General features: G+C 27.5%; 30 protein-coding genes. 18 read left to right on the top strand and 12 right to left on the bottom strand.

What is annotated here, in order from left to right; genetic code table 11:
• The first annotated feature begins 191 nt into the window (after positions 1-191).
• From QMG30_RS02090 to QMG30_RS02065, 6 genes are all read left to right on the top strand, one after another.
• Positions 192-1193 (top strand): Wadjet anti-phage system protein JetD domain-containing protein, encoded by a 1002-nt coding sequence (locus QMG30_RS02090; protein WP_281811724.1) that lies wholly within the window; start codon positions 192-194, stop codon positions 1191-1193.
• 7 nt (positions 1194-1200) lie between these two features.
• On the top strand, positions 1201-2694 hold the full coding sequence (locus tag QMG30_RS02085) for a replicative DNA helicase (RefSeq protein WP_281811722.1): 1494 nt from the start codon (positions 1201-1203) through the stop codon (positions 2692-2694).
• Positions 2687-3412, top strand: a complete 726-nt coding sequence (locus QMG30_RS02080; protein WP_281811720.1) for a DUF6063 family protein — start codon at positions 2687-2689, stop codon at positions 3410-3412. The genes QMG30_RS02085 and QMG30_RS02080 overlap by 8 nt, the downstream gene beginning before the upstream one ends.
• Before the next feature lies 1 nt (position 3413).
• Positions 3414-6524, top strand: a complete 3111-nt coding sequence (locus tag QMG30_RS02075; protein ID WP_281811718.1) for a coiled-coil domain-containing protein — start codon at positions 3414-3416, stop codon at positions 6522-6524.
• Positions 6494-7660: a hypothetical protein gene (locus tag QMG30_RS02070; RefSeq protein WP_281811716.1), complete on the top strand. Its 1167-nt coding sequence runs from the start codon at positions 6494-6496 to the stop codon at positions 7658-7660. The genes QMG30_RS02075 and QMG30_RS02070 overlap by 31 nt, the downstream gene beginning before the upstream one ends.
• A gap of 84 nt (positions 7661-7744) precedes the next feature.
• Complete coding sequence (locus tag QMG30_RS02065; RefSeq protein WP_281811714.1) at positions 7745-8311, top strand: polysaccharide deacetylase family protein; 567 nt, start codon at positions 7745-7747, stop codon at positions 8309-8311.
• Positions 8312-8323: 12 nt separating this feature from the next.
• Here the strand turns inward: QMG30_RS02065 and QMG30_RS02060 are convergent, their stop codons facing one another.
• The 5 genes from QMG30_RS02060 to QMG30_RS02045 all read right to left on the bottom strand — a co-directional run bounded on the left by QMG30_RS02060 (position 8324) and on the right by QMG30_RS02045 (position 12544).
• Positions 8324-9826 carry a recombinase family protein gene (locus QMG30_RS02060; protein ID WP_281811712.1) on the bottom strand — a complete coding sequence of 501 codons (1503 nt, stop codon included), beginning with the start codon at positions 9824-9826 and terminating at the stop codon, positions 8324-8326.
• 99 nt (positions 9827-9925) lie between these two features.
• The gene (locus tag QMG30_RS25215; RefSeq protein WP_353511675.1) at positions 9926-10174 is read right to left on the bottom strand and encodes a type II toxin-antitoxin system RnlB family antitoxin; all 249 of its coding nucleotides are present in this window, start codon (positions 10172-10174) and stop codon (positions 9926-9928) included.
• A gap of 303 nt (positions 10175-10477) precedes the next feature.
• Positions 10478-10711: a hypothetical protein gene (locus QMG30_RS02055; protein WP_281811710.1), complete on the bottom strand. Its 234-nt coding sequence runs from the start codon at positions 10709-10711 to the stop codon at positions 10478-10480.
• Between the two features lie 453 nt (positions 10712-11164).
• Complete coding sequence (locus QMG30_RS02050; protein WP_281811708.1) at positions 11165-11485, bottom strand: hypothetical protein; 321 nt, start codon at positions 11483-11485, stop codon at positions 11165-11167.
• Between the two features lie 693 nt (positions 11486-12178).
• Positions 12179-12544, bottom strand: a complete 366-nt coding sequence (locus QMG30_RS02045) for an HsmA family protein (RefSeq protein ID WP_281811706.1) — start codon at positions 12542-12544, stop codon at positions 12179-12181.
• Positions 12545-12684: 140 nt separating this feature from the next.
• Between QMG30_RS02045 and QMG30_RS02040 the strand changes: the two genes are divergently transcribed.
• Together QMG30_RS02040 and QMG30_RS25210 are read left to right on the top strand one after the other, a co-directional pair.
• Positions 12685-12858, top strand: a complete 174-nt coding sequence (locus tag QMG30_RS02040; RefSeq protein ID WP_281811704.1) for an ASCH domain-containing protein — start codon at positions 12685-12687, stop codon at positions 12856-12858.
• Positions 12854-13075, top strand: a complete 222-nt coding sequence (locus QMG30_RS25210) for a tyrosine-type recombinase/integrase (protein WP_281813382.1) — start codon at positions 12854-12856, stop codon at positions 13073-13075. The genes QMG30_RS02040 and QMG30_RS25210 overlap by 5 nt, the downstream gene beginning before the upstream one ends.
• Before the next feature lie 875 nt (positions 13076-13950).
• On the opposite strand, the gene tnpA is transcribed toward QMG30_RS25210, so the two are convergent.
• Positions 13951-14367, bottom strand: coding sequence for an IS200/IS605 family transposase (gene tnpA, locus QMG30_RS02030; protein ID WP_281811702.1), 417 nt, complete (start codon positions 14365-14367; stop codon positions 13951-13953).
• Between the two features lie 67 nt (positions 14368-14434).
• Here tnpA and tnpB point away from each other — a divergent pair, with 67 nt between their 5' ends.
• On the top strand, positions 14435-15544 hold the full coding sequence (gene tnpB, locus QMG30_RS02025; RefSeq protein WP_281811700.1) for an IS200/IS605 family element RNA-guided endonuclease TnpB: 1110 nt from the start codon (positions 14435-14437) through the stop codon (positions 15542-15544).
• A 1391-nt stretch (positions 15545-16935) separates the two neighbouring features.
• Here the strand turns inward: tnpB and QMG30_RS02020 are convergent.
• Positions 16936-17154 carry a hypothetical protein gene (locus tag QMG30_RS02020; RefSeq protein WP_281811698.1) on the bottom strand — a complete coding sequence of 73 codons (219 nt, stop codon included), beginning with the start codon at positions 17152-17154 and terminating at the stop codon, positions 16936-16938.
• Between the two features lie 89 nt (positions 17155-17243).
• Positions 17244-17468 (bottom strand): hypothetical protein, encoded by a 225-nt coding sequence (locus tag QMG30_RS02015; protein ID WP_281811696.1) that lies wholly within the window; start codon positions 17466-17468, stop codon positions 17244-17246.
• Positions 17469-17636: 168 nt separating this feature from the next.
• Here QMG30_RS02015 and QMG30_RS02010 point away from each other — a divergent pair, with 168 nt between their 5' ends.
• On the top strand, positions 17637-17780 hold the full coding sequence (locus QMG30_RS02010; RefSeq protein WP_281811694.1) for a hypothetical protein: 144 nt from the start codon (positions 17637-17639) through the stop codon (positions 17778-17780).
• Between the two features lie 43 nt (positions 17781-17823).
• On the opposite strand, the gene QMG30_RS02005 is transcribed toward QMG30_RS02010, so the two are convergent.
• The 4 genes from QMG30_RS02005 to QMG30_RS01990 all read right to left on the bottom strand — a co-directional run bounded on the left by QMG30_RS02005 (position 17824) and on the right by QMG30_RS01990 (position 20250).
• Complete coding sequence (locus tag QMG30_RS02005) at positions 17824-18447, bottom strand: hypothetical protein (protein ID WP_281811692.1); 624 nt, start codon at positions 18445-18447, stop codon at positions 17824-17826.
• Positions 18448-18488: 41 nt separating this feature from the next.
• Positions 18489-18869, bottom strand: coding sequence for a cytidine deaminase family protein (locus tag QMG30_RS02000; protein WP_281811690.1), 381 nt, complete (start codon positions 18867-18869; stop codon positions 18489-18491).
• Positions 18870-18933: 64 nt separating this feature from the next.
• Entirely contained in the window at positions 18934-19416 is a 483-nt protein-coding gene (locus tag QMG30_RS01995; protein WP_281811688.1) for a GNAT family N-acetyltransferase, read from the bottom strand.
• A gap of 564 nt (positions 19417-19980) precedes the next feature.
• Complete coding sequence (locus QMG30_RS01990; protein ID WP_281811686.1) at positions 19981-20250, bottom strand: hypothetical protein; 270 nt, start codon at positions 20248-20250, stop codon at positions 19981-19983.
• A gap of 272 nt (positions 20251-20522) precedes the next feature.
• On the opposite strand from QMG30_RS01990, the gene QMG30_RS01985 reads away from it, so the two are divergent.
• From QMG30_RS01985 to QMG30_RS01945, 8 genes are all read left to right on the top strand, one after another.
• A complete protein-coding gene (locus QMG30_RS01985) occupies positions 20523-21845 on the top strand; it encodes a hypothetical protein (protein WP_281811684.1) in 1323 nt (440 codons plus the stop codon).
• 8 nt (positions 21846-21853) lie between these two features.
• Positions 21854-22096, top strand: a complete 243-nt coding sequence (locus tag QMG30_RS01980) for a hypothetical protein (RefSeq protein WP_281811681.1) — start codon at positions 21854-21856, stop codon at positions 22094-22096.
• Between the two features lie 158 nt (positions 22097-22254).
• The gene (locus QMG30_RS01975; RefSeq protein WP_281811679.1) at positions 22255-22611 is read left to right on the top strand and encodes a hypothetical protein; all 357 of its coding nucleotides are present in this window, start codon (positions 22255-22257) and stop codon (positions 22609-22611) included.
• Between the two features lie 97 nt (positions 22612-22708).
• Entirely contained in the window at positions 22709-23266 is a 558-nt protein-coding gene (locus tag QMG30_RS01970; RefSeq protein WP_281811677.1) for a hypothetical protein, read from the top strand.
• A 74-nt stretch (positions 23267-23340) separates the two neighbouring features.
• Positions 23341-23637, top strand: a complete 297-nt coding sequence (locus tag QMG30_RS01965) for a hypothetical protein (RefSeq protein ID WP_281811675.1) — start codon at positions 23341-23343, stop codon at positions 23635-23637.
• An 847-nt stretch (positions 23638-24484) separates the two neighbouring features.
• The gene (locus tag QMG30_RS01955) at positions 24485-24838 is read left to right on the top strand and encodes a hypothetical protein (protein ID WP_281811673.1); all 354 of its coding nucleotides are present in this window, start codon (positions 24485-24487) and stop codon (positions 24836-24838) included.
• Positions 24839-25183: 345 nt separating this feature from the next.
• The gene (locus QMG30_RS01950) at positions 25184-25642 is read left to right on the top strand and encodes a hypothetical protein (RefSeq protein ID WP_281811671.1); all 459 of its coding nucleotides are present in this window, start codon (positions 25184-25186) and stop codon (positions 25640-25642) included.
• Between the two features lie 36 nt (positions 25643-25678).
• Complete coding sequence (locus QMG30_RS01945) at positions 25679-26149, top strand: hypothetical protein (protein ID WP_281811669.1); 471 nt, start codon at positions 25679-25681, stop codon at positions 26147-26149.
• Positions 26150-26169 lie beyond the last annotated feature (20 nt).

Here is a 26169-nt window from a genome sequence, read left to right as displayed (position 1 = left end):
ATTTTAATATTATAACTTATTATTATAGAAGCTCGTATGGTAATATCTAAAGCCTATTTGATTATATCTTTTGTAGATACAATTAAATAGGTTATTTTTATATATTATTTCAGAAAATTATTATAGCTAGAAAAAATTATGCTATAATAAGCATATATATAGATAATTTTGTAGGAAAGGGGTTTATTAGGTTGAAAAAAAGGTTAGAAAACTATCTTGCAAATTATAAAAAGACTTACATACTACTAGATGAAATAATGAAAATATATGATAGCAATATGACTTATAATGAACTGTCAGATAATATAAAAGACATTGAAGAAAATGGAGGTCTACAGCCTGTAAAAAACTCTGGACTAAATAATATGTCACAACCACTTTATTACAAGTACAGAATCAATAAGCAGTATTTTCTTCAGAGTTATTATAATAAATTATATAAGAAACAACTTGAAATAAATAGACATATAAGTTTAGAAGATTATTTTTCATTGAAAGAATCCATATATAATAAAGATGAATATTATATTGACTTGATTAGTGATTATCTTAATAAGAATCCTGATATTAGTAAAGAAAAGTTTATACCCGAGTCTTCCTTTAATCTGGTGAAAGATGAGAAATGGATACAAGAAAAAGGTGGGGAAGCAGTATTAAAAAGATTGCATTTATGGGAAAGATTGTCATTTTATGAACGCATTGAACCATTATCTTTTGCAGTTAATGAAAATAGATTCGATGAAGATATACATTATCATCTAATTATAGAAAACAAAACACCTTTTTTACATTTGATTAGTTGTATAGAAGAATCTAAATATACTACTATAATATATGGAAAAGGATGGCAAATCATCTCTAGTATCAAAATGTTAGATAGACAGCTAAACTGTAATGGTAAACATGTTTATGAGTATTTTGGAGATTTAGATAACGAAGGTATTAGTATATATGATAGTCTTGCTAATAAGATAAATGTTAAACCAGCTGTTGATTATTACAGAACCATGATGAGATATGATGGTGTACAAGGTAAAGTAACTCAAAAAATAAATGATACTGCTATAAATGATTTTGCTATTCATTTTAATGATAGAGAAAAAGAATTAATAAAGAAAGTACTAACTAGTAAAAAATATTATCCTCAAGAAATTTTAAGTAAAAATACATTATGCAAAATACTAAAAGGATGAATTATTTATGGATTATAGGAATGTAACAAAAGGATATAGAGATCGAATAGAAAGGGTGGCATTATTTGACTGCCTATATCGTTTGGAAAAAAAACAGAAAAAAGATAGGGCAGGAAATACTATAGATTTTTTTGGCCTAGGATTATTGACTCTAATGTTTTTCTTTGAAAATATGCTTATAAGAAATAAAAAAATAGGTATTATGGAATTAGCTGATTACCTACAAGAAGTATCTTTTAATAAAATGAAATTGGATCAAGCAGGTTTTATTGAAATAAGTAAGAGCATTATAGATGTTTTTCGACCTTCATCTGGTAAAAGAAACAGAAGAGAATTCTATAATTATGAAACTAAGGAATTGGATTATGTAGATTATTCTATACTGAAAGCAGATTCATGGGACAGTACTAATAACATCCAATATTATGTTTTGGATGAACAGGGGTTAGAGCTTATATTCGCAACCAAAGAATATTATAGTGAATTTCAAATATCCATAAGTCAGTTGTTGTTAAGGAAGCAATTGGAAAAAGGTGAATTTTCCAGTGCATTAAGACAAATTGATGAAATGAGAATTAATGTTAACAGTATAAAAGATAAGATACATAATATAAAACATGACATACAAAGGAATATTATATCTGATGAAACTTACGAAAGATATAAAGAATTAATTGGTGATATAAATAGGAGACTTACAAGAGAACACGAAGAATTTGAAGAATTGATGGATTTCATTAGGGATACCCAAAATAGATTGAATGATTATATTAAGCAGACAAAAAAAGAAAAATCTGCTTTAATTCAAATAATAAAAATAGACAATGAACTTGCAAAAGTACATTATATACATACAACATTATTAAAAGAAAGTATTGAATTAAAAACCACTGCACTTGAATCTGCGACTGAATCCCTTTATTTCGTTGGATTAACATCATTTAATTTTGATCAGGAAATAACAAGAAAATATATGAATGTACCATTACCTTTTGAAAGTGGTAAAATATTGGCTAGCCCTTTCTTAAGATTAAAGAATTATTATACTTGGTCACCACTTACAGTATTTGCAAAGCAGAAGATCAGAAAAACTGAGGAACAGATGAAAAATGATAGTTATATAGATGTTGATGAAGATAGGGAATTAAGTGAAACTTTAGTTGAACAGCAAAGGGTGTATGCATATATTGTTGAAGAGCTATTATTGATTATTAAAGATATAAATACTTTTACGCTAAAAGATATAATTAAATCCAGTAAGAATCCATTGTTCAGTACCAGAGAATTTTATGATTTCTTTATTATACTCCATCAATTATCTCCTTTAAATATATTGGATATTGTAAACAGTAGAGAGCATGTTTTTAAATTAGCTTTTGAAAAACTTATAGATATAGGTAGTATGATAACAGCAACTGAATTAAAAGAAGAAATAACTTATGACGGAAATTATTATGTAAGAAATATGTTAATAGTCTTAGGGGGGAATGAAGATGATTAACCACGAACTTATAACTCAAGCATTCAAAATATTTTCAAAATTAAATGCTGAAGGTGAAGTATTAAAAACTGATTGCAATAAATTCTTTACAGACGAAATCGTAAGAAGCCTAGTCATGGAATTTGCCAATGAGGTAGATTGTACGGTGGTTACTGCCGCCTATTATATTTATTTAGTTCCTTTGACTAAAAACTCAATATATCATATAACTAATAGTGATATCAAAAGAATATATTTTCCTGCAAAAACTCTCAACATGGATATTTATCTTATGTATGTTGCTATTATTATTTTTATAGGGGAGTTCTATGATAGTTACCAATCAGCTAATTCTACAAGAGATTTCATTACTATAAATGATTGGCTTGACAGTATGAACAAGCGTATGGATAGTCTTAATCAAGTTGATGAGGAAACTCTTATAAGCTTAGAACAAGAGAATGAATATAATTGGATAGGCATCCTGAAAAAATGGGAAGCTATGGATAATATTAAAGAGGGAGTTAGAAAACAGACAGCTAAGACTGTAAGTCGTATGGGATTTATGACTATTGTTAAAAAGTTTATGCTTGACCAAAAATTGATAAAAGAAATAGGACGTGATGAACTTGAATTGACAGAGAAAACAAAAGCTATTGTTGGTAAGTATTTTATGGAATATGAATATAATAGAGGAATTTTAGATGTTATTTACCAGTTGGAGAATGAGGAGGAATAGTATGCCCGCAATTTCAAAGATAAGATTCACAAACGTAATATATGAAAATGGAGCAAAGAGATACAATGATATGATTTTCGATTTTGATGGTCAGAATGGAGCTATTCTATTAGAAAATGGTGGAGGTAAAACTGTTTTTATCCAAACGGCAATTCAAGCTATCATTCCTCATATTGATATGGCAAACAGAAAAATCAAAGATACATTGTCTCTAGAAAGTGGACCAGCACATATTGCAATTGAATGGATAATTAATGAACATCCTAGAAGATATGCAATAACAGCTACTAGTTTATTCATTGAGAAAAACATGCTAGGTTCAGTAAAATATGTATATGAATATAGTGGTAAAAGTGAAAATGATATAGAAAAAATACCCTTTTCTATAATGCAGCAAAATGGAAAGAAACGACCATCTAGTAAAGGGGAGATATCTGAATACTATCATCGTATGAACAATAAATGCATACAAGCAAAAGTTTTTGATGGTATTAATGAATATGGGGGCTATATAGAAGAACATTTTAAAATTGTTCCTTCGGAATGGCGTAAAATAGCATTGATTAACAGTAGTGAGGGTAATGTAGATGAATTTTTTAATCAATGCAAGACAACAACTGCTTTATTAAATAATCTTTTGATACCAGTAGTAGAAGAAGCCATTGAAGGAAATCAGGCGAAAGGATTTGTTGATACATTTGAAAAACAAAGGGATCATTTCAAGAAGAATAAATATCTGCAAGAAAAAATAACAGAAAGTAAGAACGTGAAAGAACATATAGATGATTTTATCAGAGAATTCAAAGATTATGATGATTGTCTAAAAACATACGATGATAATAAGTCAAAAGCTAAAACCCTTAATAGATATCTAATAAATCTTACAGAAGAAAATGAAGATAATAAAAAACAAAATATAGACCGAAAAGAAAAACTCATAAATAGAAAAGATGAGTATAATCAAAAAGATTTATCCTATAATATTTTACTTCTTGATGAGCAGTTAAAAGAAGAATCCGATAAATTAGATATTGAAGAAAAATTATTATCAAAATATAAGGAACAAATAAACAAATTAAAATCGAGAAAACAAAATATTGAATGGACTAAATTGCAAAATAAAATAAAAATTAATATTGAAAAAATAGATTTTTTCAAAAAGAAATTGAAGGAGTTTGAAAAGGATATATCTATTTCAGAATTGGAAGATAAGCTGGAATTAAATAGTAGTAATATAAAAGGCTATTATGAAAATGAACTTCAAATTATTATAAAAGATAAGCAACAATTAATAGCACAGAAAGAAACGTATGATAGAGAATATAGTCAGATTAATAGCAAAATGGATTCAATTATATTGAAAGAGGATAAAGTAAAAGAAGAAATCCATAGGATAGAAGCTCAAATCGAGATGCTAGAAAAAAATATGCAGCAAATCGCCGATACAATGTCATTACCATTGGATACTAATAATATCAATGGATGTATACACGATTGGAAAACTAGACTTACAGAACTTGAAAATAAAATGCTAGATATTATAAGAGAAAAGAAAGAACTAAATACTGAAATTGGAAATAAAAGAGTGCAAAGAGAACAAACTAAAGAAAATTATTATTCTACTAAATTGGAACTTGAAGAAAATAAAAGAGAGTTAAATCAACAAAGACAAGAAGAAGAAAAATTGTATCAAGAACTAATAGAGCATGGACAATATATCAATACCCATTCTAATATATATTTAAAAGAAGAGAGTATATTACAGAGATTAATTGAAAAACAAAGGTTACTGAACGATAATAAGGAAAAATCATTATTGAAAGAACGTATTAGTAAAAGGTTGCAAGATCTATATGAAAATATGGATGTTTTTTGTGCAGAACCTGTTATGGAGAAAATAGTCAATAGTCTTAAAAATAAAATAGGATATATAACTATTGGAAGCCAATATTTACAATCCCTTATTAATGATGGTAATTTTACGAAAGATATATTATTTGACAAGTATCCATATTGGGCAATTACCATTATAACAACTGGTAAAGATAAGCCAGTAGTAGAAAAAAAGGTAGAGTCTTATAAAAGAGAATTGATGTATCCAATATTCATTAAGACACTTGACCAAATAAAGTCATATATGAATTATAATGACGAGAGTAATAACATAAAAGAAGATAAACCAGTTTTTCCAAGCATATGGATTGATAATATATCTAGAAGTGAATTTATCGAATGGAAATCAGTTAATGAGAAATTAGCAAAAGAAACTGAAAGCATTAGAAAACAAAATGAACAAGAATACATATCTTGTAACGATGTTCTTAAGCATGCTAAGGATTTTTTTATTACTTACCCATATGAACAAATAAGTGAATTGGAAAAAAACATAAGTGATTCAGAACAGAAACTAATTAGTCTCAAAGAAAAAGAAGAAATGATAAATAATATAATTAATCAGTGTAGTAAAGATGTAGTAAATATTGATAATGAAAAAGAAAAATATATGCAGGAGATTCGAATTAATGAAGAGTGTGTAACTAGGGCAATCGATTTTAACAATAAAAATAATGATAAAAATACTAAATTGAAGGCTTATAAATCTAATAATAAATTATTACAGACTTATAAAAATGATAAAAAACTATTACAAATGGAATTTGATAAGATTCAAGATATAATTGATGATATTAATACTGCTATATCTAAATTAGATAACAGAAAAGCTATCATAATTGATAATGAATTATATAGAGAAATTAAAAATAGTGATGTAAATTATTCAAATATGACCCTTGAAGTTTTATGTGAATCAAGAAAAAGTATAAAAGATAGATTAAGAGGATTAAATTTCAATAGAAGTGCTATTTCTGATAATCTAATGAGAGAAGAAGAGAATCTCAGTGAAAACACAAGAAGTGCAGATTATAAATCAAAAGAAGCAGACTTCCCATTAGAACTATTAAATGTCTATAATGAAGAAGAAATCGAAAAACTCATAATTACAATAAAAGAGATCAGTAAAGAAATAAAATTGGTGAACAATAAAATTAATAAAATAAATAAGATTATTAGTAAACATAAATGGAAAAAGGAAGAACTACTAATGAATTGATAAAAGAAGATAAATCTCCTTGTGAATTTAATATTGATATTAATGATATACCACAATTACTAAAAGTAGAAAAGCTAGAAATTAAAAAACTAGAAACAAATATTAATAGAGAATTTGATAATATTATCGCAAGAACAGATCTGTTAGAAAATGTTAATAATAAATTTCAAGTTGAAAACGCAAAACATAATTTTCTCAGTGAGACTATTAAGACTGAAGTATTAGCAGAACAAATATTGTTAGATTTTAATTACCAGATGATAGAAATAATGAAAGGACTTAGTCAAGAATTGGAATCTGACAAAAATGAATGCGATAGAAAATACAATAGAATTAAATTAAGTCGAGAAGCTTTTATTGATTATTGCAATCTACATATTAATGACAGCAGATTAAGAGGAATGGCTGTAAATGGTATAAAAAATAAAAACGAGTACAAAGATCTTATAGAATACCAAAAAAATATGGCAAAAACTATTGTTTATACAATAAAAGTAGCAGAGGGGAAAGAGGAATTAAGAAAATATATTGATATTATTATTGATGAATTTGATAGAGAAATAGAAAATAGTAGTGACGAAGTGTCAATTCGTCGATTAATTGAAAAAAAATTAAGTATAAAAAATTTATTGAATGTAGTATTAAAAGATAAATCAATCAAGATAAAATGCCGTAAGGTCACAAATGATATGAAGATAACTAAAGTTCCTATGTCATGGGAAAGTTCAAATAAATGGTCAGGAGGAGAAAGATGGAGTAAAAATATGACTCTGTTCTTAGGGATTCTTAACTATCTAGCAGAGAAGAAACAACACCTGAACATAAGCCAAAAGAATAATCGTACAGTTATTCTAGATAATCCGTTTGGGAAAGCTTCTAGCAAGCATGTTCTGGAACCAGTATTTTTTATAGCTGAAAAGTTAGGATTTCAGATTATTGCATTAACTGCTCATGCTCAGGGGAAATTCATTTCTGATTATTTTCCTATAGTGTATAGTTGTAGATTAAGAGATGCTGTTGGAGGGGAAAGACAGATTATGACTAATGAGCGTCATATTAACATGGCTTATTTAAAAGAAAAATCACCTTTATCTGTTTATAGATTACAAGAAACAGAACAGTTAGAGCTATTATAATCCTATTGATATTCACTTTTATTAATTTTTTCATTATAATAGGAATAGAATATAATAAAGATTTTATATGAAGTGTGATAGATTATGATTAGAACACGTCTTAATAGGAAGCTATTGATAAGATTTATAGGTATATTATTGATTATATTAGCGATAATGATGCTTAGTAATATGCTGATTGAAAAAACAATAACTACAATGTCCACTAGCAAAAAATCATTGCCCATATATTGTGTTGATACAGAGGAAAGCAAGGTTGCAATAAGTTTTGATGCAGCCTGGGGCAATGATGATACTGATGATTTACTTAAAATACTTGATGAATATAATATAAAAGCCACATTTTTTCTAGTAAGTATGTGGGTTGAAAAATATCCAGATGATGTTAAGAAAATATTAGCTGCTGGTCATGACGTAGGGAATCATTCAAGTACTCATCCACATATGTCTCAATTATCAAAAGAAGGCATAAAAGAAGAATTGATGGGAGCTCATGAAAAGGTCAAGAGTCTTACTGGATATGAGATGGAACTATTCAGGCCACCTTTCGGAGATTATAATGATACTTTGGTAGAAACAGCTAGGGAGTGCAATTATTATACTATCCAATGGGATGTTGACTCACGGGTGATGAACTTACAAAGTCTGTAACCTGCATATTTACTAGCTTTTCCACTCAATCTTAATCACGTCATCAGTGACGAAAACCTTGTTTATGAATCTTCTAGCAATCCTTTTTTTCTCTTCCAGAGTCAGCTCATTCCAGAGACTGATATCCTTAGTTGCATCAAGTATCTGTTCTTGGCTCAACTTATCATCTCGAGTATGCTTATCTATCTCTTCTAGTATATCATTTTTTTCTGAATCCAGCTGAACTATTTTTTTATTGATATAATTAGTTATTACTTCGTTACCTTGTGCCAGTTGATTGATTAGATTGTCAATCTGTTTATCTATATTGATAAGCTGTAATTTCAACTGGTTAAGTTCATAACTGACTTCTTTTGGAGTATCTTGTTTGACAGCCTTTAGGTTAGCTAATTGTTTAGTGAGTTCGTTTTTTACATAGTCTTCTATCTCATATACATAATGAGTTCGTTGCTTTCTATCACATACTTTATAGTTTGTTCTTCCTGTGCATGATAGATATTTATAATCTTTGTAAGTCTTAACAGTCATAGCATAATTACAGTAGCCACATTTCACTAGACCGCTTAACCAGGAATGTTTTCCTTTTCCGCTATTCTTGATCTGTCTATTGCTGTCAAGCTTATATTGACAACTCAACCATATATGACTATTGATGAATCCTTCATGTAATGCCAGTGATAGAACGTGGTCTTGTATATTCGTGTACTTACTTGCGTTACGATCTCTTTTTCCATAGAGATAGCAACCATTGGTACCAATGAATTCAGATATGTCATTGTTAATCTTACAGCCTTTGTTTTCAAAATATGTGTATATATCTGCATCAGCTTTCACGTATACAGGATTACGTAGGATTCTCTGAAGTTTCTGTCCGTCCCAGTTGACACCATTAGGTGATTTATAGCCTTCTTCGTTTAATGATGCAGCAAGCTTACCTAGTGACAGATCAGAAATAGAGTAGAGGTCAAATATCTTAATTAGGACATTATATTCTTCAGGATTGGGTTTCAAGGTTGAAGTCTTGACACCATCTATTGCAATCTGTTCTTTTATACATCCGTAAGGGGTTTTGCCTCCCATGAAAAAGCCTTTTTTGCCTCGTGCGTAGTAGCTGTCTTTTATACGTCGCTGGATGGTTTCACGTTCCAGCTGTGCGAATACCATAGTTATGTTAAGCATAGCATTACCCATAGGTGTACTTGTATCAAATTTCTCAGTAGCACTAGTGAATTCTACGTGATACTTTTTGAACAGTTCTATTATCTTAGCAAAGTCAAGAATTGAACGACTGATACGGTCTAACTTATAAACAATTACTTTTGAGATATCTTGGTGTTTGATATCTTTTAGCATTTGTTCGAATTGGGGGCGGTTGGTGTTGCTGCCGCTGAAACCTTTGTCGGTGTAGACACGGTACTCTTCGGTGGTGAATTCTTTTTTGCAGAAGTCTATTTGGCTTTCTATGGAGATGCTGTCTTTTTTGTCGATGGATTGACGGGCGTATATGGCTATCATTGGTATCACCTCATATTTACTTATGATAATATTATAAATGAAAAAAATGATTAAGACAATTAAAAAAGTAAACCTAATATAAAGGTTACTTTTTTTAGCTTATATTATTTGTCCCTTTTTAATTAAAAATACTAATGGTAATGGTAAAATAGTATTTTCAAATAGATATTGATTAGTATAATAGTATTCACAACAGTGTTTCCGTATATCATTAGGAATATCTGTTATATGAGTTAGTGAATTAAAATCAAAAGTATTATTACAATAGTTAATTGTGTAAAAACGATCGTCACGATTACCATTCTTTAGTAATAAATCAAATAAAACTGTACAATTATCGTAATCAATTTAGCTTGACTAATCCTAAAGAGTTTGAAATACAAGGCGGGTGAAGAAAATGTATGAGAATACTATGATGTTACTGGAGAAGATGAAGAATGGAGAAGATGGAAGTAAGTATTTCCCCTATAGCGATCATACATTTTTGAACCTAGAGGAATCAGCAAGGAAGTAAAGTATACAAGAATATATAAGCGATATAAGATAAAGATTAATAAGGCTGATAGTATAAGATAAATAGCAATACTAGGAATAGAGTGTATTGCTAAGATGACAGGGGATAAGGTTTTTGAGAGTGAGAATATGAAAAAACTATTTTAGTAGGTCGTGATTAGATTTTTCATTGTATTCTTTCAATTCATTTTTTTGCTCGTTTAGCTTAGAAATGATTAGATAAGTACAGCATATTATTATTGCACATAGAAAACAAATTCCAGGAAATTCTCCATTACCCTTAAAACCTAATAATGCAGATAGTAATGAAATTGCATAGAGTGAACCGAAAAAAGAAATAAAACCAATAATTATTAATATTAGCATAATCATAATTAGTCAACCTTTCATTTAGAGTAATAATATTATATATCAAAACTTATTAGAAGGAAAGGTTGAAATTAAAGGTCAATCGAGGAGGTTAAATAACATGAAAAAGTTTAAAGAGTTAACAAAATGGAAGAAGTAATTAAGAGATGCTAAATATTAGTTTTGCTCATAGCTAAAGAGTATAAAGAAACCAAAGGTAAAAAACGAATATGACAAAATGGTATAAATCAATTCAGAGATTATATACTTATCTAGCTTAGAGTCTATAACTGTAACTAGAGTTACCACAATAATAAAGCGAATTACTTTTGACTTAGGAAGTATTTTATTACTAAAAGAAAATCGTTTTTGTAATTTAAAAAGTAAGTATGATAATGCAGAACAAACAATGATTGTATAGATAAAAGTTATATTAGCCACCCCAAGTTAAATTTAGTAGTAATAGTATAGAGTATTTTAGTTAATATGACTAGAAAAATAACTAAAGAATTTCAATAGTAATTCACAAATGAATTTCCACATAACAAGAACTACTATGAAAAATACGATGAATCCAAGTATCGCCAATGGTGTATTTTGTGCTTCTGTAGAAGTGTACCAATGTTGACCATTTTCAATATAAGAAAAATCTTTCATATAGGTATGTGTAAGGTAGATACCTTTTGCAAAAAGATATGCTTTGAAAGCTATAAATATAGTACCTATATAAAATATTTTATGTATTATGTATGATACTGAAAGTTTGCCTAATGTAAAAAAATCTTTAAAAAATTTCATTATTTATCACCTCTAATATATTTTATCTCTTAAAGGTGATAAAAGCAAGAGTATAGGCAAAAATTGTATTTAGTTAAGATCAATCACCTTTTGAATAACTAATAGAAATATTTCAAAAATAAGAAGAAAAAGAATGATAATTTTAGTATGTTTTCGATTATGGAAAATGATGCATAGAAATATACCACACATTGATATAGCCATAAGGGATGCTATATATTCACCGATTATTATTAAATAAATTGCAACACTAATAAAAGCAATGATAAATACATAGTAAATTATAAAAAGTAACTTCATGAAGATTAACCACCTTATTAATTTTATATTAATAGTAAAACAGCTAAAGAATGCAGCTAAATGCAAAAATAAATTTCTCTTAACTGCATTAATGAATATATTACTATTTGTCCTTTTTATAAAAATATCTACACAGGTATAAACCAGTTCCAATTCCTAACAATGACAACAAGAAAGGAAAAGTAGTATATCCATAAAATTGTCCTAAATTACTAAGTAGAGAAATTAGTATTAGCCAACAAAAACATAGAATTACTAAAATACCAGATAAACAAAATGCAATTTTATTCAATCAAAACAACTCCTTATACAAAGATAAAAAAATTATAATACATAGTTAAAATAAATTAAAGTTAGGTTAGTAAATAGAGGTATTTGAATATTTATATTCATCTACCTCATACCAATCATTACTCCTGATAAAAATGGAATGAGCCAGATTAACCAAACCAATATGCTGAATTTATGAAATTTTACTAGCGTGTTTACGTTATTTTTTGTTAAGACTATAGTAGCCCATACAGCATGAAATAGCATTAATAATATTGCAAGTAATCCAGTAATTCCATGAAAATTTAGTATGGAAGTATTTTCGGATATTGAACTCATGAGAGTTGTTCCAGTTGTATCAAATACAAGTCCCAACCAAAAAAGTATCAAATGCCATCTTTTAAGTTGACCTTGTATTTTTTCGGACCATACACCTATGGTATAAAACACAAGAGCTAGAGAAATAGTTATGATAGCATAAACTAACATAATATCAATCCTTTCATAGTGAAAATTATGTTACTAAAGGATTATAACATTGATATATATATGATGTAAAGATAACAAAACCGAATAACTATCAAGTAGAAATATGATAAAATCAAAGTTATAGAAAGTGAGGGAATAAAATGCAATCAAAAGCTTTAACCATAATTCAGCCTTGGGCTACATTAATAGCTATGAAAGCTAAGAAAATTGAAACTCGTTCATGGAGAACTAAATATCGTGGTGAATATATATTCACGCAGGTAAAAAGATTGATAAAGATTTCTGTTATGAAGAGATGGCTAATACAGTATTGAATATGCATTCCCAAGCCAAAAGGGAAGAGGATGTAAATATATCACTGAGAAATCATATTCAGATATATTAAAAAAGGTTTCACTAGATAGTGAGATCAATCTTGAAAGCATAACAGGGCATAGCTTAAGAAAAACATATGCAAATAGGTTATATAAATCAACCCATGACCTTGAATATGTAAGGAAAGCATTAGGACATAAATCAGTTCAGATTTAGTATTTGACATGAAAAAGCGGTGTAAAGCCAGTAATAATAATGGGTTAAGTAGTAATTTATAGGATTTTTTATTAATCATGAGACAATAAGGGTTTTATGCATTATTTATTTTAGTGATTTCTTCTGGAATGCAGGTGATGGTGGATCAGGAAAAGGAAACAGAAAAGAATAGAGAAGAAGTTTGGACTATGCTAGATAGATTTCATAAGATAGATAAAAGACTTTTTTAGTAGGGACGTGCATATGAATAAATTAAAGAAAAAATAAAAAATATGAAGGCAGCTGCTTTAAAGATTGGGGAGATGTAGAATGAAAGAAAATTAACAGCATTACTTGAGGTTAGAAAGATAATAGCATTAATGGTTACTTTATTATTTATTATCTTATGTTTAATGGGTAGAATATCAGCGGACAAAGCTAAATGATAACTCAGAAATAATTGTTATTCAAGAAAATGATGGAAGTCTTAGAGCAATAAACAACAGAGATGCAATGAGTAGGTGAACAGCAGTTTACTCTACAGTTAAGGTTGCTTATTGGTCATCTAGTTATGTTTATATAAATATATTTGCTAATGCATCAAGTCCTATAAAAAAGGTTACAGGGACATTAAAAGTAACAACTGCAGGTTGGTTTGGAAGTGACCTTGATACAATTAATGTTAATCTGAGAAATAGTGCAGGTAGTACTACTTTAAATGATTAATACTCTGCATGGTATTTGTGATTCATATATATCAGCCTTTAATAAAATTGTAAAAAAGATGTATGTTTATACTTCGGAAGGAATAATTCCATCAAAATATGATAAATTTATCTAGATGTTTCGAGAAAACCCCCTCCTCTAACTAGGAGGGAGATGAATCGGAACGGTTTTTAATCTTTAACTCCTGCTTGAGAGCGAATATATTTCTCAATCATTTCTATTGTTGCTCCTCCAATTGTTAAAATGCAATAACTTCTACTCCAAAATACGGGTTTACAGTAATATTCTTTTAAATATTCACTATGTTTTTTCCTAATAAGTCTTGAAGAAACAGTCTTTAGAGTATTAACTAATTTTGCTAATTCCACTTGGGGAGGTGTTTCAAATAGTAAATGGATATGGTCAGGTTCTCCATTAAATTCGATTATAGTTCCGTTTTTTCCTTCAATTATGTTTTTGAATATTTCATTTAGGTCGTCTAATAGTTCTTTGTTAATACATTTGTGTCTATATTTAGTTATTACAACCAAATGATATTTTAGATTGTATATTGAATGTCTATTGCTTTTGAATTCACTATTATTCATTTAAAAAACTCCTTTACAACTAAATTGAATTACGATATAATTATAACATAAGGAAGAGGGAAAATCTATGAAAATCAATAAAGCTTTCAAATATAGAATATATCCTAATAAGGAACAACTGACTTTAATTCATAAAACCTTCGGCTGTACTAGATTTGTATTCAATCGTTTTCTTAATCAAAGAATTGAATTATACAAGAATGAAGAAAAATCAACTACTTATGTTAATCAAGCTAAAGAATTAACAGCTTTGAAAAAAGATTTAACTTGGCTTAAAGAAGTGGATAGTGTTTCTCTTCAATCTGCACTTAGGAATTTAGATACTGCTTTTAAGAATTTCTTTCAAAAGAGAGCTAAATATCCTAGATTCAAATCTAAAAGAAACAATATCAAATCTTATACAACCAAAAACACTAACAATTCAATAAGAATAGAAGGCAGTATGTTGAAGTTCCCAAAATTAGGATTACTAAAAACTAAATTTCATAGAGAAATACCTAGAAATCATAAAATATTATCTGCTACTATAAGTCAAGTACCTACAGGTGCTTATTTTGTAAGTATTACTACTGAATTTGAAAAAGAAATAATTCAAGTTCCAAGTAACGGCAACATAGTAGGTTTAGATTTTTCAATGAAAGAACTGTTTGTTAGCTCTGAAAACCAAAGAGCCAAGTATCCTAGATTTTTTCGTATGTTAGAAGCTAAACTTATCAAGGCACAAAGGAAATTATCACGTATGGTAAGGTTTTCAAATAATTGGTATAAACAAAAGACTAAAGTGGCAAGAATACACTATAAAATCAAAAATTCAAGATCGGATTTTTTACATAAACTATCTACTCAATTAGTAAATAAATACAATGCTATAGCGATAGAAGACCTAAATATGAAAGGTATGAGCCAAGCATTGAAATTTGGTAAAAGCGTATCTGATAATGGTTGGGGAATGTTCATTGCAATGCTTAAATATAAAGCTGAATTAAGAGGAAAACAACTTGTGAAGATAGACAGATTCTATCCATCAAGTAAAACCTGTTCAATTTGTGGTGCAGTAAAAAAAGACTTGAAACTATCAGAAAGAGTATATACTTGTGAGTGTGGCAATTCAATAGATAGAGACCTAAATGCAAGTATAAACATTAAAAATCAAGGTAAATTGTTGTTGCAATATTAAAATATTACAGGGTAGGGCTTACCCGTAGAGCTTGGTAATAATAGTAACCATTAGGTTACTACGTCCCAAGAAGCCCCCTCAAAACCGTTTTATAGGTTTAGTGGGGGAGCATGTCACTATATAATTATGTTATCATTTAATGTCTTATAATGGTTCATTAATTTGTCCAACTTACTTCTCTCTCAATTAGTACTATTGGAGCATTTTCTTTATACGTTAAAGCGCTTTTTATTCTACGTTCAAATGTAGCTAATGGATTAATGCAATTATTTATATCTGTAGCTTGATAAGAGCTAAAATTATATATTTTTTTGTAATTTTTGATTGTATCTCTCAAATTTTTAGTTTCAGATCAATCTTTAGTTGTATCAGCTTGTTTAGCTAAGGTAGTTTGGGTTGGTAATTGTTGAGAACTCTTACTCTCTAGTTTATGAAAACTTAAAACTTTGTCTTATTGAAGCTGGTCCATACCAATAACATTATTCTTGAGCATAGTAAGTTACTGGTACAGTATAGAATTCACCATCTGCAATTCCTTTAGCTAAAGATAATTCTAATTGTAAAATAAGTATAATTGATAATTTTAAACAAAAAAATAAAAATCTTCAGTAAATTACACGTATCATATTAGAATTATATATTTCGATCGAAACAATAGCAATTGTAGCACAATTATTCAAAAAAATATGTCATATTATGGATATAAAGTTCGACAAAAATAATTTTGTTTAATGTAAATTAGTTAATAAAATATTGTTAATTAAAATTTGTATATATGGTATTATTCTAATTAAAAATAATATTGACTAAAGCACTGTTTGGTTAAGATAAAAGCATTCATAAACTAAATAATGAGCAGACCTATATAAAATTTAAAAGGATGATAATTACTGTAGAGGGTTTTTTGGATGTAAACCGTACTAATGAGTTCACATTAGTTGATTTAGCTATAGACGGATATTATTTTAATATGCTAGCTGAAAAATACAGATAAAGAAAAATATGATGCTGATGTAGTAATCGATGGTACAATAAATGATGAAGACTTACTAGCAATAGTTGATGAAATGTTAAATAACTCTAATTATGAACCAAATAATAAATAACAATGTTATACACAACTTGATGAATTTGATAAAGATATGAATTAGTAGAAAATTATGATAGCGTTTTACGATTGTTTATCTATAAACTTTATTAACTGTTATCGTGATATTAAAAGATATTTATTAACAATTAATGCCTGTTCTTAAACAATGACCAGGCATTAATTGATTCGCAAATTATAGAAACCTATAATTTAAAAAAATGTTGAGAATTATTTTATCACAATAAAACAAAAGTATAAAGTTAAGTAGTATTTTATACTTTTGTATGAATTAATTAGATTCTTATAGTAAATCTTCCTTAGATTCATCCTTAGAATTCTTCAGATCATCTAACTTAGCAATTACAATGAAAGTACAACTAATTATTATTGCACCCACCAAACATATAGCAAATAATTCTATATCTCCATAACAACCAGAGATAACAGTAATTAATTCAGTTAAAATTAATATTACAATAAAAGCAATTAAACCAAGAAAAATAGAAATTAATATAAGCATATAAACAACCTTTCATTTCTAAAACCATTAATTCAATACAAAATCTTATTAGTAATCAAAGAGTATAACACTCAACTGACAATCTTTATTTAATATTTATTAGATAAAGATTTTGCTATTTTGACAATCCCGAAAATTAATAGAGCAATGAACAAAACAGAGCCTATTGAAGATCCAACTATATATCCAGACTCAAAACTTGCACCAGGTGATGCAATCATATATGTTATAGCTGTTACAAATAATTTTATTAAATTGACAAATATTAAAATAGACAAAACGACTATTCCAACAATTTTACCACCTTTATTCATATATAGCACCTCACAATTTTATTTCGATTATAATGTAGTTATTACTTTAATGTAAATAACTATAAAAAAACATATTAATTAGAAAATTAATGTTGCTTAAAATAAGCATTATGTACAAACATTATTTCATACAATTCATTAAGTAATAATAATGTATTGGAGAAACCAATGTCTTACAAAGTTATCAATATCCATCCCTCAATGTCTCCAGAAGAAAAAGAAAAAATCGATAGAGAAAATACTATATTCGTTTGTGAAATTTTCAAAAAACACAATGAAAAAATGAAACAGCAAATCCATAAGAATAAATGATTTTTTATTGGTTACATAAGGAATGTATATAATTTTATGTTAATTATAGGATATATAATTTATTCAAAAAATCACTAATTTTTACATTAGATAGAGTGTCTGATTCCTGATAATTATCCCAGATTGCCTTTATGATACCTTCGCAGACAGTATCAAAAACATAGCAATCCTCAAACCATAGTATATTTACCCAATTGTATAAAAGCTTATTTGATATATCTTTATTCTGATATTTTTTCAAGATTTTTCTAACATCAGCACTAGTAACTTCGATTGTACAAGTAGCTAGATATTCTCTGCTTTTTAGTGTTAATAAAGGTTCTATATCTTTAGCTTTAATTTGAAGGTTCTTAAATGCTGTCATTTGATCTAAAATATAATTTTTATCCTTATCCGTTAATTTTTCTCTCTCAATTTTCTTTAAGCTTTTTATGCCATTGACTATTAGAGTAATGCCTAGTCCACCTAAGAACAGCGTAGATACTAATACACCATAAACAGCTTCTAAGTCATGACATTTAAGATCATCCATACTTAGCCCAATTATGATTACTAGAATAAATAAAAAAAATGTACCCAAAAAGATATTTGATCTATTGCCACTCTTTTTACTTTTCGTAGTTTCTTCAATATTTTCAAAATCATATATACTGTCTTTTTCTTTCATATTTAGTTCCTTTATTCTTATTATGTAAAATTCATCAAGAATTAATTCATATCATGATAAGGTAACAGTTCCTTAATAGTTACAACTTTATCTTTAGCTACCATTACTTCGCATTTATAATTATCCTTGTGAATCTGAAAAATAAACTCTCTACATCTTCCACAAGGAGGGAAAATTGAACCATCTCTGTATACTGAAATACATTTTACAATCCTATTTTCACCAGCAGTAATCATTGCTGCAATAGCAGAATGTTCTGCACAAAATCCCATAGAACTAGGGGCATCTATACATACTCCGGTATAGATTTTACCACTTTCACTTTCTATTGCTGCTGCAACGCTACCGCAACACGAAGTATCGGAGAGGTCTCTAGGATTAAGAGTTTCTTTAGCTATATTATATAAATTTTCAAATGTCATAATATCATCCCTTCTAATATTTATAGTAGAATTTTATGATAAATATATGATATATTCATTGTACCTATCTACTTAATTCAAGATATATAGATTCAATACCGTCTTCTACAAAAGTTTCAATTCTATTAAAACCAGATTTTTCTAAAAGATTTATAGACCTGTCATTGTAGGCATATGTAAAAGCTCCTATTTTATCAATGCTATATTTATCAAAGATTTCTTTAATAAACATTTTAATAGCTTGTGATCCGATACCTTGTCCCCAAACAGTTTTTTCAAATATAACTATACTTAGCATAGCCATTTTTTCATCTGTTTCATCTATGCAATAACACCATATGTCACCTACGTATTTATCGTCATGATATATAACTCTGCCATAACTGGATGCTTCATCCTCTAGTGATTTTTCAAATAATTTTAGTGATTCTTCTAAGGACTCAATACTGAATGGAAACATTTTTTGTGTTTCTTCATCTTGTATCTTATCCCAATAGATTTTTACATGTTCTCGTGTTCTTTTACCTAGTGATACATTAATAAGCATCAACCCCTTAACATATATTACTATGTAAATAGTTAGTCATATTATATCATATTATATAATTTATTGTATATATGTATTGGAAAAATATAAGTTGATTATGTTGCTAATAGTTAATAGTTGAAATTTAATATTATATGTAATATTGTAAATGGTTATTGTAGAGAAACAAAAAATATATATTATAGGGAATCATAAAAAGACGAAAAGAAATAATATAAAATAATTTTATATATTAGAAATGTAAGGCTAGAACCTTATAATAACTTATCAAATTTTAATTTTTTGATTGTATTCTATACTTAAAACAGTTTATAAGCTATAAAAAAACATAGTGAAGCAAAACTGAGTAGTATCGATGGAAAGTAATTTCCAATGAACAATTGGATAACACTTATTATTAGAAATAATATAGAAAATAGTATAGCAACAAATTTTTGCCTATTCATTAAATAACCTCTTTTTTATTATTATATTATCAATAGAGGTAACTAATGTAAGAATATGTATTTTTCTTTAAATATTTAGTAAAAAAGTAACCCTAAGGCAATAACCTCAGGGAATTAATTATTCATGATCATTTTCAGTATCATCAAAATCATTTAGATTGTTTTTATATTGTACTGGATGTTCTTGTCTATATATGGAGTAAGCAATAAGAAAGCTTATAAGACCTCCAAAAAATGCAATAACTCCAGTAGCTAATCCATATTTGTTTGCTTCGGTGTAGTCAATAGAATTACTCAAAAAACCTGTTATAAAAGGTGTAAAAAGCAAAACAATAAATGAAAAGATAAATGCGAAACAACTATAACGAAAAACCTGTTTTTTATACATTATATTCGCCCTCCTAATATGTAAGTATAGCATAATGTAAAAAATATTGATATATATAAAAACTATTATAACTTAGAGTTATATAATATTACTTAAAAGTAATAAAATGTATTAATTTATGCATTTCATCTCAAAAAATATGCATTTCGTCAGGATTTATTGAAAATTATATGAATTGTATCTATTATATTACTATGCATATGTACTTTGATTTACTTGAACTTAATTCTAGAATTTATTAAGTGCTTATGATAATATAAAGGAGTGATATAATGTATGTAATTTCAGTTAAATCAGAGGAATTAAGCAGAAAAGAAATACAATTAAAGAGGATTGCGTCTGCAATTGAGAGTAACAAAAATAGATTTTCTGGAATCAGTAATTCATTAGATTATGACATAAAATGCAGACAAAATATATATCATGAACTAAACATACTTTACAAAGAGCTAGATAATATAGAATTGCAGTTATATAAGTTTTGTGATTTTTTAACTGAAACATGTGAAGCTTATCTAGAAGCTGAAGCAAGATTACAATCATATACCTATAGAGATTCTATCGAATTTAATAATTACACGAAGCCACCAGAATTACCTGATGAAAAAGAAGAGAGCTTTTTCACACGTATAGGTGATAAATTAAAATCTGGTATTAAACACTTAGTTAGTTTTTTTGCTAATACTAATGAAAAAATCAACAATTCCTATGATGATGAAGAACTGCTTACTTGGGATGAAATAGATAATACTAAGAAGAATAGTGTGTTTGATTATTTAGAACGTTCTGGTGAACAGATTGTTATGGGAAATTATACAGATGAAGTTACACTATTAGGAACAGGTGGACAAATAGGTCTAGGCATCTTAGGGTTAGATGCACCAATGGATGTAAGAGACATAGTATGTGATTTCCATAAGTGGGAATGGTCTTGGGGACATGTTGGACAAACTGCATTAGATTTAATTGGTTTGATACCAATAGTTGGAGCATTCAAATATGCTGATGAAGTGGGTACACTTGCTAAAGGAGTTAGTAAATCTAGTGATGTAATTAAGAATATAGATAAAGCAGATGAAATAGTTGATGGTCTTAAGGCTAGTGATAAAACGATTGAATTCTTAAAAGATACGGAAAATATTATTAAAGAAATCAAAATAGACACGGCTTATGAGGCAATATCTTCAGGAGCAATTGATGATATTTTAAGTAAGATGAGCGTAGATGAATTTATTAAACTTGAAGATTTAGGAGAGTCTATGTACAAAGGATTTAGAGCTATGGATGATGATTTTATTAAAATAGCTAATAATACAGATTTTAGTATAGAAGATATAAATAAAATTAAAGAGCATCTTTTCTTTAAAAAACATAAATTTGCTAACGGTTCTGTGAGAAGGTTTGATGCTAATTATTGGCAAGCAGAAGCCTGGGATAGATTGATGAAAGGTACACCAAAAGCAAGTGATATAACTTTACTTAATCATGAATTATTTGAGTTAAGATATATGAAAAAACATAATGTAGTATATGAAGTAGCTCATGAGAAAGCGAATGAATTATATAATTGGTCAGAAGAAGTATTTGGAAAGTAGGTGAGAAAATGGCTCTATCAGTATCTATAAGGAAGAAATCGGAAGACTCTACAGAAGTAATTTATTTTTATGGGAAGCTTGGAAAAGAAACAGGAGAATTTTCTATAAACAAAAAAACCCATGAAGTACAAAAGCTAGGTTCAACAACTGAACCAATAGACCAGATGATGTATCTTGTATCAGCATCTAAAATTAAAAAGCTTATGCTATCTAAAAAAGCGTTACCTGAAACAACAAGCTATAATTCATAAAAAGCTGATAAATTTATATTGAATTATATCATATAACAAGGGAAAATATGGAGATGAAAAAGGGTTAAAAGATGTATATTCTCAGTTATGGGAAAATTATAGACAAGAACGTCAGAAAATACAAGAGTTATTAAAAAAAAAATGTTAGGAAGAAAATAATGACTAGTTTAAAATTAATAAAATTAATAAAATTAATTAAAGAAGGAAATTATGGAAAAAAAGAATTAGAAGAATTCCTGAAATATAGCAATCCATTTGTACTAAGTAATACAATGAAAGAGATAGTTAAACATAAGTATATTAATGAGAGAATTAAGAAAAGATTAATAGAGATAAGTGAATTTAAAGATAAACGAGATGTATTAATGGGTATATATACAAGTGGTCATTTAGCAGTGGCAACACTTATCAAATTAGGTTATATTAAAAAAAACCTTGACTGTTATACACAACTTGATAAATATGATAAAGATATTGTTGATAAATTAGTAGAAGGTTATGATAGCGTTTTGTGATTGTATATTAAATTATTGAAACTGATATAATTTAGATATTAGATAAGAATACAATTAAAGAAAATTGTGTCTGTAATTGAAAGTTAGGGTTAGATTAATGATAAATATAGATAACATTGGAAATTTAAAAAAATGTAGAGTTTGGTTAAATAAATTACCATCATCAAATGATGAAATAGTTAAAACACTAAGTTCAACTATAGATAGCTGTGATAATAATGCTAGGAATAATCAAAATATAGCATTGGAATTATTTGTAGCTCCTAGGTATTACGGTTTTTTAGGAATAGAGTATATCTATAAAGAATCAAAAAAATTAGAGATTAATGTACATATAACAGGTGATTCTATAAGGAGTGTTAATGATTCACTTGCACTTCCTTCTGATAATGTATATTGTGGCATATCTAGTGAGTATGCACCAACAATTTTAGATACTGCAACAAAAGTACTAAAAGATTTAAACATTATTCCTAGTGGTACTCTTAATTTTAATATTGGAAATTATAGTGATTATGGTTCTAATCAAGTTATATTTTCTAAAATTACGAGTATATTAATTAGGTTACTAGGTATTGAAAAATGTACTTTAGATGAAGAGGAATGTAAAAATATAGTTAGAAATGAATTGAATAAATCATTAACAAATATATAATATCTTATGAATTATAAATAATTATAAAACGTATTTTATAGTAGACAAAAAGAATATTGAGGAGATAAATAAAGATGATAATTGAATATTTTTTTTGCTGTTATTTTAACATGAGTGCAGATTATAGTGAAATAGAGGATCTTGTTAATGAATTTAAAGAAATTGAAATAGAAGAATATATAATTGATTTAGAAAAAGAACTTACTGAAATAGTTAACACTAAAAATTGGAATGTTATAATTGAAATAGCTCATGATAGTGGAGGTCGTTTATTATCCAGCAATAAAGCAGAAATGTTATCAATATTTTTACTTAAATTTATTAAGGGAGATACCAACATAAATGTTCAAGATCTGTATGAAGAATTTTAGTTTACTTATTATATGTATATAATTTAAGTCAAAACTATAAAGTATAAAGTCTTGAATTGCTGATGTTTAAGGTTTTATAACCCTTTGTAAGTTCATAACTCGTGAGGATAGTCTGGATTGGAAAGAATATGGAGTAGACCATGAAATAAAAACAGTACTAGATAACAAAAACCTAAAGAAAGGTTCAATAATTTTATTTCATAATGATGCTAAATATACACCACAAGCATTAAGACCAATATTAGATGGATTAAAAGAAAAAGGGTATGAAATTGTACCTATATCAGAATTGATAATCAAAGATGATTATTATATGGATCATACTGGCAAACAAATAAAAAAAGAGTAGTCAATCAGAATTATGATTAACCAGTATGCACATAATTATAATGCAAAAGATGTTTTTGATTGAAGTACATAATAGATATATATAATATTAATATTGGAAATAGAGGTATGGATGATATCTCTATTTTTTTGTCTTTTAATATAATGAACTTAACTTTCACACCTTTAATTTAATGCAAGTAAATAAAGGGGAATATTGTTTTATGTTTATATACTAAGGTTATATTTAATAAAATAGTTAAAAGAAATATAATAAAAAGGATTAAAACATATAATCAGAATTAGTTCTCTAGTATCCAAAAATATGAGTGTATATTATATATAATTAGTCTGTAATTATTACCAAAAAGTAATATCAATGCATTTTATCCTCTAAATCGTGCACTTTATCAGGAATGCTTGAAATTATAAGATAATTTATTTATGATAAATTATATAAATATGCATTATTAGAAGTACATATTAATTTGGATATAATAATATAATGGAGGAGAATTATATGGATGAAATTTTTATGAATGTTCAAGATCTTGAATTAGAAAATAATAAAATAAAACAAATACCATTTAGAATTGATAATATAATTAGAAGTTATAATAATATAATTAATTCGCTAAATAAGGAAATAAGATATAAGGCAGGTATTAATTATGATGTTATATCAATAAGTAAGAAACTTGACAATTGTGAGTATAACTCTGAACAATTACATCTTGTTTTGACAGATGCTATTGATCAATATCAAAAAACTGAAATAGAAATACAAAAGTTATTAAAGAATTTTCAAGATACTACGTTTAATAATATGTCTGGGGTAAATAATAAAATTAAAACAAATATTGAAGATATCTAAAAAACAAAGTATAATATTGCTATAGAAAATAATATTAATCAGATTTTTAATATTATTCCTGAGTTAAAAGAAAATTTATCATTTAGCCCTTATACAACAACGGGAAAAATATATGAAATTCAGAAATTTTTAAATGAAAAAGGATATGTAACAGATTTAACTGGGAAGTTAGACGCTCAAACACAAAATTCATTATTATTATACACAAATTTTAATAATTCTACTGAATTTAATAAGGTTGATAAAATTACTCTATTAAATAATAATTTTGTTAATAAAGATACTGAAGACTTTTTACATGCTGATGGTTTTGGTAATAGGGGAGATAACTATTATATTTGTAATTTGGGGCATAAAGATTATTGGAATCTTTATGCAGTTAGTGCAGAAGCTGGTTATAGTAAAGTTTTACAAGAGAATAATATAGATTTATCAGCTACTTTAGGTGTAGCAGCTTTGGACTTTGAAATCAATACAGGTAACATAGGATCAAAGAATTTATATGGTAATGCTAGTGGAGAGGTAGAAGTTTTGACAGCAGAAGCAAAGGGAGATGTGAAATGGGGGAGAAGTGGATATGGTTTCTCTGGAAAAGCTATTGCAGCTGGTGCTAGTATACAACCAAAAGCTACAATCTCCATATTTGGAATAGATATTTCTTTAACTGGAGAAGGTTACGCAGGAGCTTTTGGAGCTGGATTAGATGTTATGTATGAATATAAAAATGGGAAAAGAAAAATGAATTTTGGAGCAAGAGTAGCTGCACTGTTTGGTTTCGGTGGAAGTATCAGTGTTTCTTGGTAATACATATAAATTTACAAATAAGAGGTGGAATAAATTATGAAAAGTACAGAATATACTTTTAACATAAAAGAATTAAAAAATTTACTAAAGAAGAAAAAATGCCCATATTGCGGTAGTACTAATATATCCAAGAGAGTAGTGAGAGAATATCAAGGTAGGGCAAAGAGTAAGTTAAGAGGGAATGAATTTAATGATGAGGATTTGTATAAAGGTACTTTAGTCTATCAATGTCAAGAATGCAAAAAAGAATTTTTACTGGAGGCATTATCAGATGAAGAAAAATTAACAGCCCCCATACCAAGTAATAAATTTAATGAGAATGAAAACAAAGTGGAAGATAATAACAAAATGAAGAATTATGTGAAAAAATTCTTTAAATTCACATTTTTTTTGATGCTATTAATATTATTACAAATATCCATCCAAGAAAAAAATATGCTATCACTTTTAATAGGTGGACCTATAGTGATAGGTATGTATTTTCTAACTACCATATTTACTAAATGATTATAGCTAATTGTAAAACA

This window comes from Vallitalea longa, assembly GCF_027923465.1.
Taxonomy (GTDB): domain Bacteria; phylum Bacillota; class Clostridia; order Lachnospirales; family Vallitaleaceae; genus Vallitalea; species Vallitalea longa.
Note: the sequence above shows the minus strand (reverse complement) of the source record. Positions and strands in the feature narration are given on the sequence as shown.